The organism is Synechococcus sp. W60.3 (assembly GCF_047502615.1).
GTDB lineage: Bacteria > Cyanobacteriota > Cyanobacteriia > Thermostichales > Thermostichaceae > Thermostichus.
The window spans coordinates 1,501-9,133 of record NZ_JANSHJ010000047.1; the positions used below are offsets into that span (position 1 = coordinate 1,501).

Sequence of the window (7,633 nt, forward strand, 5' to 3'; positions counted from 1 at the left end):
GATCCCCGCGGCAAGGCCTACTACTGGCTGGCAGGAGAGGTGGTGGAAGAGGAGGTGGATCCCTGTTCCGATGTGCGGGCGGTTGCCGAGGGGTATGTGTCGATTACGCCCCTGCAGCCGGATTTAACGGCCTACGCCGCTTTCGAGAGCTTGCAGCGCTGGGGCCTCTCAGCCTTTGGCTTTTGAAAGCAAAAATGGCCTAGGGCAAGCAGGCTTGGCCGGGATCGCAGCCAGGGGAAACCCTAGAGGGGAACGGCTGCCAAGGCCAGCAGCCGTTCTGCCACAGCCTGGGGAACAGGCATCACCGACAGTCGCGTGCCTCGCCGCACCACTTCTAACTCCGCAGGGGTAAAAGTGGCCCTTAACTGGGCCAAAGGGATCAAGCGCCCAAAGGCGGCAACAAATTGCACCCGCACTGTCTGCCAGCGGGGCGCTGCAGGGGTTGACTTGGGATCGTAGTAGGGGCTGGTGGGATCAAACTGGCTGGGATCCACCACCTGAGTCTCCACGATCTCCATCAGGCCGGCTATGCCGGGGGGGTCGGCGTTGGAGTGGTAGAAAAAGGCGCGATCCCCAACCTGCATGGCCTTCAAGTAGTTGCGGGCTTGGTAGTTGCGCACGCCGTCCCAAAGGGTTTGGCCGTCCCGCTGCAGATCCCAGATGCTGTAGACGCTGGGCTCCGATTTCATCAGCCAGTAGTTCATGAAACGCTAGGCGCCGGCAGCAGGCAAGCGACGGGCAACAAACTCGACAAAGTTTTGCAATATCTTCAAGCCTACAGGGCCGGACTTTTCGGGGTGAAATTGGGTGGCAAACAAGGTGCCGCGGGCAATGGCGGCCACACAGGTTTGGCTGCCGTGCTGGGTGGTGGCGACCACCCAGCTTGGATCCTTGGGCACCGCGTGGTAGGAGTGGACAAAGTAAACCCAGCTTTGCTCGGGGATCCCTGCCCAAAGGGGAGAGTCGGGCTGGATAAGGTGCAACTGGTTCCAGCCCATGTGGGGGATGCGCAGGCCCGGCTCCGGTCGAAAGCGCTGCACCCGCCCCGGCACGATGCCCAGCCCCGGCTCTGTCCCCTCTTCGCTGTCTTCGAACAAAACTTGCAAACCAATACAAATGCCCAAGAAAGGCTGCTGCCGCTCGATGGCTTGTCGGATTGCCTCCCCAAAGCCGCGCGCCCGCAACTGCTGCATGGCTGGGTCAAAGGCCCCATCGCCGGGCAGGACAAGGCCATCAAAAGCCGCTAGCCCAGCCGGCTCTGTGACTAGCTGCACCTCGGCCCCGGCCCGCTCCAGCCCTTTGCAAGCTGAATGCAGGTTGCCGGCATCATAGTCGATCACCGCCAGGCGCACGGCTTTCATGGCTTTTCCTGAAACCTTCAAGAGCCTATCAGTATAGTGGTTTTAGCTAATCCGCCGTTCGCGCTAGCGGGACGTAGTCCTGGAAGCCCCGCTCTGTACCCCCCTATATCCCAGCCCCCCAGTCCCCCAGTCCCCCCGTATACGGGGGGATGTAGGGGGGCGGGCCGGCCAGAGTCGGGATGAGAGGCGGGAGCGTTCAACAGGTACAATGCATTCATCATGAGAACCGCTTACCAGTACCGCTTGCGTCCTACCACCAGCCAGATAGCTTTAATGGAGCAATGGCTGCAGCTGCTACGTAGGCAGTACAACTATCGCCTGGCAGAACGGTTCAACGGGTGGGAGCAGAATCGCTGCAATATCCATGCCTGCTCCTTGACGGTCTGTCATCTGCCTGAGTTGAAAGACAAGCCCACCTTCGACTCACAGAAACGAGACTTGGTAAACACAAAGGCTCTCTTCCCCGAATACCAAGCGATTCATTCCCAGGTGCTCCAAGACTGCCTACAGCGGGTACAAAGGGCCTTTGACCGATGGCTAAAAGGTGACCGCAACGGCAAAAGGGCAGGCAGGCCTAGGTTTAAGGGAGTAGGGCGGTATCGCTCCTTCACCTTCCCTCAGATGAAGCAGGACTGCATTCGAGGGCAGTTTATCCATCTGCCCAAGGTTGGGCCGGTCAAGCTGGTCCAACACCGCCCTTTGCCCGACGGTTTTACAAAGTAGCCAACCAGCGCAAAGATTTTCACTACAAGATGGCAAAGAAGTTGTTAAGTAAGGGGAAGCACATTGCTCATGAGGCGCTTACTATTAGGGGTCTGGCTAGAAGCAGACTAGCCAAATCTGTTGATGATGCTGGGTGGGGTGAGTTCCTGCAAATTTTGGCAGCCAAGGCTGAAAGAGCTGGGCTGTTGACGATTGCAGGGGATCCCCGCGGCAGCAGTCAAGGGTGCTCGGGGTGTGGTCGAGATGTGCCCAAAAAGCTGCATGAGCGGTGGCACGATTGTCCGCACTGTGGGTTGAGGATTGGCAGGGATCACAGCTCGGCGAGGGTCATCAAATCCAGAGCGGTGGGGCGTCCCGTTCTTCAAGCTCAGGAAATGTCCTGCTATTGGGCAGGAGTCACTGGGAAGCCCGCACTCTATGCGTCAGCATGAGTGCGGGAGTACGTCACGAATGTTGGGGGTTTTGGGGAGAGGCAGGCGTGCTTTCCGGCTCGGGTTTGGGGGTGGCTGGGTCTGAGGGAGACGGTTCAGAGGTTGGGCTGCCCGACGAGACAGCCACCATGGCGTGGCGAATCACCAAGTCCCCCAGCTTGTAGCCCGGTTGATATTCGACGGCCACCACATCTTCGGGGTACTCGCTGCTGGGCTGGCGGGCTATGGCCTCGTGCAGGTTAGGATCGAAGGGCTGGCCTACCGATTTCATGCGGGATACGCCCATCTTTTTCAAGCATTCCACCAGCAAGCGATAGACGCTTTGGTAGCTGTTGTGCACCTCCCGCTCGCGGTCGGTCTCCAGCTTTAACTGCTGCTGCGCCCGCTCAAAGCTATCCACCACAGGCAGGATCTCCAGCACAAATTTCTGCCGTTCTTTTTGGCTGAACTCCTCTTTTTCCCGCTGGGTACGCCGTCGGTAGTTCTCAAAATCGGCATAGAGGCGGATGTAGGACTCTTCCTTCTCTTTCAGTTGCTGGCGCGTTATTTCCAACTCCTGCTGGAGCTGCTTTAAGGTTTCGCTGAGATCCTGAGAAGCCTCAGCGCTGGCTTCGCCAGAGGAGGTGCTGGCTTCCGCTTCACGGTCTTCCAAAATCAGCTTCTCCAGCTCTGCTTCTACGTCGATTTCCTCTTCCTGGAGTTCAGGATAGGCATCTTCTGTGGGCATCGGTTGCTTTTCTTCAGCAGTCATGGGTTATGTCGACAAGCGTGATTAAGGAGCAGTAACGTCGGGTGCCGACAGTTTGGCAGTCTCAAAACCAGCGTCGCAATCAGCCAAACTGGGCTCTGTGCTGATCGTATTCTACCGACTCCTCTGCCAGCCAGTTGAGATCCCTAGTTGTTCTAGCCTACCAGCAGGCTGTCCTGGAGCTGGCCCAAGCTCTGGGGAAAGTAGATCTCGGCCAAGTTGGGAATGAGGTGCCAGTTGTGGCGGTAGATGGGCTGGATGGGGGAATGGGTGTGAATGTGGCGGGCGAGAAAGTCGCGGATGCTGTCGGCGGAGATCCAGAGGGTTTGGGCTTCTTGGAACATACTGTAGCCCCCCCCACCGCCGGCGCGGTAGTGGTTGATGGCCAGGCGAAAGGTCTGATCCGGCTGCACCGGCTGGCCGCGAAATTGTAGGGTCACCAAGCGCTCGCCTACAGGGCGGGTGAGATCGAAGCAGTAGTCGATGCCGTGGTAGAGGTCGAAGGTGTAGCCGCGGGCTTCGGGGGCGACGACAGAGGCGGGATCTGCCGGGAGATGCTCGGGATCCAACTGGCGAAAATAGCCAGCGGTCTGCTCGAGGGCGCGTCGCAAGATGTCGCCGGTGATCTCCAAGACGCAGAGGGTGTTGTCGTAAACGGTGAGGCTGTAGGCGTCTTGCAGAAAGATGGGGCCCGCTGCCAGGCCGGCACTGCTGCAGATGTTGACCAGGGAGAGCTCCGCCGAAAGGCCGGCCTCCCGTACCGCCTGCAGTTGGGCCTGATGGAGCAGCTCTGCTAGGGGGTTGGCCCCAAAACGGGCTGCCAGCCCGCCGCGATAGGCACAACGGGCCTGCCCAATGGGCTGGCGGATGTAGCGCAAGGTGGCCTGGTGGTAGGGCTCTGTCAGGGCCAGGAGTTCGGGATCGGCAGGGATCCCTTCCGCAGCCAGCAACTGGGCAGTTTTCCCGACAACTTGCCAGCGTCCGCCGTGGCGCTCCAGCTCCAAAGACACGTGGGAAAGGTGGCTGCCCCAGTAGCCGGGCTGCACCACCAGGGCCTTGGCCCCCCCCAGGCCGGCAATGGTCTGATGGGTGTGGCCGGAGAGGATGACGTCGATGCCCTCGAGCTCGGCCAGGGCCAGCAGCTCGTTTTCCCCCACCAAGCTTTTGTTGCTGGCCCAGCCGCGGCGATCCGGGCTGCGCCAGCCCTCAGGGCTGCGCAGGGGAGGCAGTTGGCTGGAACCGCTGTGCAGGATCAGCACCAACACGTCCACCTGGGGCCGTAGCAGCGACAGGTAGTGCTGGGCAGTTTCCAGCAGGGGGGCAAAGCGCAGCCCCGCAATGTAGTCGGGCCGCTCCCAGGTGTCGATGCGGGGGGTGGTCAGCCCCAGCAGGCCGACGCGGATCCCGGCCTCTTCTCGGATGAGGTAAGGGCGAAACAGCGGATCCCCGTTGTGGCGGAGAATATTGGCGCACAGGGTGGGACAGCGGAGATCGGCGGTGAAATCCTGCAGCACCTGCAGCCCAAAGTTAAAGTCGTGGTTGCCGGGGGTAAAGGCGTCGTAGCCGAGGGCGTTGAGGGCGTGGGCCATGGGATGGGGGGAGACCCGCTCCACCTGGGCATAGTAGGTGCCCAAGGGGGATCCCTGGATCGTGTCGCCGCTGTCGATGAGCAACACTGGATCCTCGCTGGCTGCTCGCACACGCTTGATCAGGGTGGCCAGCTTGGCCAAGCCATGTTCTGCAGGGATCCCGGCAAAGTAGTTCCAGGGATGCAGGTTGGCGTGGAGATCGGAAGTGTGGAGAATTGTTAACCGCATTCCAATATCATAACTGAAGCAAAAGCCGCAATCCAAGCTCCCGTTTTCTGGGGAAGGGGGCCGTCACCTCAGCAAAAACAGCACCTGCACGCAGCCCACCAAAAAACCCAACAGCCCCCCCAAGTTGACGATGGCCTGCAGTTCCTGGCGCACAATTTGCTGAATGGCCTGCTCCAGCTCAGCAGGGGAGGTGGCGTTGACTTTGTCGGCAATCACCTGATCTAAGTTCAACACGGGGATCACCTGCATCATCAGCGATTCCAGATCCCGCTCTAGGTAGCGCTCCAGGATCAAAGCCAGGTCGGCGCTGATCTGATCGATGGAGGCGATCAGCGCCTTGGAGTTGCGCAGGCGACCCAACACCAGGCTGGCCACTTTTTCCCAATCGATGCTCTCCCCCAGCCCCTTGATAACCTCTGGCCCTTGGCTGCGCAGGTAATCTTGGATCCCATCGCGCAGGGCACGGCGCAACTGACGTACGGCGGAAACCGGCAGGTTTTGCAGGGAGAGGTTCTGCAGGATCTCGGTCAGGCGGCGGGGGGCGTTGATGTCTTTGAGCAGATCTTCCAAGATGGCCTCTGCCCCTTCCGGCTCCTCCAGGCAATAGGTGCGCAGGCGCAGCAGGGCGTTTTTGAGGCCAAACAAGTTGGCCACCAGCCAGTAGGAGCCGGTGGCCCGCTCGCGAAATTCTTCATCCAAAGCTTCGATGTTGCGATCGGTGAGAAAATCCACCAGGTTCTGCCGCAACACCTTTGGGGGCAGCGCCTGCTTCAGGATCCACTCCGAAAGCTGCCGGGCTTGCTCGGCGTTGAGGCGCAGCTCTAGCAGCACCTGGTCGAACAGTTGGTTAATCGGCCCCTCCAAAAAAGTCTCCTGGCGGGCGAGCACCTTCACCAGGCGGGGCAACGACTCGTTGAACAGATCGGCCAAGATGCGCGCCAGCACCTGAGCGGTTTGCTGCTGTTGCTCGGGGTTTTGCAGCCGATCCAGCGCCACCCCCAGCAGCCAGCGGATCCCTGCCTGCATGCGCTCAGTTCGCAGCAGCTTGCGGGCCAGATTGTGCAGCTCCTCTGGCGTGAGCAGGGATCCCATGATGGTCTTGGCAATCTGCTTGGCCAGGCGGGGCTGGTTCTGCGGGATCAGGCCGGGCGTGAAGGGGATGCGCCAGCCGAAAATCCGATAGGCCCGGTAGGGCCGGAAGAGCATCTTGATGGCGATGTCGTTGGTGAAATAGCCGATCACCAGCCCGGCCAGGGGGGGCACGACGTAGATCCAAAGGGCCATGGAGCAAACTTGGGGGGATCTTCTCTACTCTACCGACCCGCTCCTGCTCGCTTCTTGTCAAGGCTATTGGATGATCAGGCTCTCGCTCAGTTCCAGTTCCACCAGGGTGTTGGGCTGCAGCGTCACCACCCGGTCGATGTTGGTACTACCTGCAGCAGCACCCGCCAGGCCGCCGGCCAGGATGGGCAAAAAGCCCCATCCCCCTGTGAGCACCCCCAAGGCCAACCCGCCCGCCGCCCCATAGCCCGCCCCACGGGCGACGGTGGTGCCCACATCGGCGTTGCGATCCAACCCAACCGGGAGCAGTGCAGACTGGCCTCTAATGAGATAGGTAGAAGGGCCGATGGTGAGGCGGTTGGCCACAAAGCGGTTGCCGAGGATCTGTTTCCGCAGGTCGGCATTGTCTTCGCCACGACTGAGGGGATCCCTGGGCCTGTAAACCGGCTCAAAGGTGCCCCACACCACACTCCCTGGCGGGATCACCACCTGGCCAAAGCGATCCAGCACTGGCTCGGAGACTTCCAGGTTGGCGCTGATGGCCTGGTAGGGCTGGAAGGTGATGGGTCGGTAGACCGTAAGAGGAATACGGGTGCCGGCAGGCAGCTCGCCCCGCGCGGCCCCAGCCAGGTTCCCCCCTGGGCTGAGGTCGGGCCGCCGTTGATAGGAGTAGGCTTCGCCTGGCGGAGCTGGTCCACCTGGGGCCGCTTGAACGGGCACCACCGGAATTGGGGCCGGGCTCGGATCCCCCGGTGGGGGGAGGGGATCCCCCGTGAGGGGCATTTGCGGCACCTGAGGCACAGGCGGCAGGGCTTGCGGAGCCGTGGAGCCGGGCGGGTTGCTGAGCAGAGGCAGGGTAGGGACGGGATTTGGCTGAGGGGCTTGGGGCGTGAACTCGAACTGCTGGGCAGTGATGGGAGCGACCGCCGCAGCCCACAACACCCCACTCACCAGCCACCCAAAGCCAACCCTTTGCCACGACGGCAAAAACGGCTGCAACGCTGAGCTCATGGATCCCGTCCAGTCACAACTGGCAGTAGCTTAGCATCCTGACCAGCTCGTGCCCACTAGATGTAGTATCTAGGGGCAACCCATTGGCCTTTAAAACACCACTAAAGCCTGTTCATGGGATCCCTCTTGCCTAAGAAGGGCTGGGAGAGGGAGAAGGCAAAGGCTCCACTACAGGCTCTGGGGTGGGGGTAGGCGTTGCTGTTGCGGTCGGAGTCGCTTCCGGTGTGGGCGTGGGTGTGGGAGTCGGCGTGGGTGTTGGAG

8 protein-coding genes and 1 pseudogene are annotated in these 7,633 nt (G+C 60.9%); 3 read left to right on the forward strand and 6 right to left on the reverse strand.

Features of this window, described 5'->3' with window-relative positions; translation table 11 throughout:
- Positions 1-186 (forward strand): annotated as a pseudogene (locus NW846_RS11810) (5'/3'-nucleotidase SurE); the annotation flags it as partial.
- Positions 187-242: 56 nt separating this feature from the next.
- Here the strand turns inward: NW846_RS11810 and NW846_RS11815 are convergent.
- Together NW846_RS11815 and hisH are read right to left on the reverse strand one after the other, a co-directional pair.
- Entirely contained in the window at positions 243-704 is a 462-nt protein-coding gene (locus NW846_RS11815; protein ID WP_414347111.1) for an EVE domain-containing protein, read from the reverse strand.
- A 6-nt stretch (positions 705-710) separates the two neighbouring features.
- Positions 711-1,361, reverse strand: a complete 651-nt coding sequence (hisH, locus tag NW846_RS11820; RefSeq protein WP_414347110.1) for an imidazole glycerol phosphate synthase subunit HisH — start codon at positions 1,359-1,361, stop codon at positions 711-713.
- 273 nt (positions 1,362-1,634) lie between these two features.
- On the opposite strand from hisH, the gene NW846_RS11825 reads away from it, so the two are divergent.
- Both NW846_RS11825 and NW846_RS11830 read left to right on the forward strand, forming a co-directional pair.
- The gene (locus NW846_RS11825) at positions 1,635-2,084 is read left to right on the forward strand and encodes an RNA-guided endonuclease InsQ/TnpB family protein (protein WP_414516115.1); all 450 of its coding nucleotides are present in this window, start codon (positions 1,635-1,637) and stop codon (positions 2,082-2,084) included.
- 29 nt (positions 2,085-2,113) lie between these two features.
- The gene (locus NW846_RS11830; protein ID WP_240530486.1) at positions 2,114-2,515 is read left to right on the forward strand and encodes a transposase; all 402 of its coding nucleotides are present in this window, start codon (positions 2,114-2,116) and stop codon (positions 2,513-2,515) included.
- A gap of 13 nt (positions 2,516-2,528) precedes the next feature.
- Here the strand turns inward: NW846_RS11830 and grpE are convergent, their stop codons facing one another.
- From grpE to NW846_RS11850, 4 genes are all read right to left on the reverse strand, one after another.
- Positions 2,529-3,266 (reverse strand): nucleotide exchange factor GrpE, encoded by a 738-nt coding sequence (gene grpE, locus NW846_RS11835; RefSeq protein WP_228375447.1) that lies wholly within the window; start codon positions 3,264-3,266, stop codon positions 2,529-2,531.
- 152 nt (positions 3,267-3,418) lie between these two features.
- A complete protein-coding gene (locus NW846_RS11840; RefSeq protein WP_011429855.1) occupies positions 3,419-5,080 on the reverse strand; it encodes a bifunctional metallophosphatase/5'-nucleotidase in 1,662 nt (553 codons plus the stop codon).
- A gap of 63 nt (positions 5,081-5,143) precedes the next feature.
- Entirely contained in the window at positions 5,144-6,364 is a 1,221-nt protein-coding gene (locus NW846_RS11845; RefSeq protein ID WP_011429856.1) for a DUF445 domain-containing protein, read from the reverse strand.
- 63 nt (positions 6,365-6,427) lie between these two features.
- A complete protein-coding gene (locus NW846_RS11850) occupies positions 6,428-7,372 on the reverse strand; it encodes a hypothetical protein (RefSeq protein WP_168173639.1) in 945 nt (314 codons plus the stop codon).
- Positions 7,373-7,633: the final 261 nt, after the last annotated feature.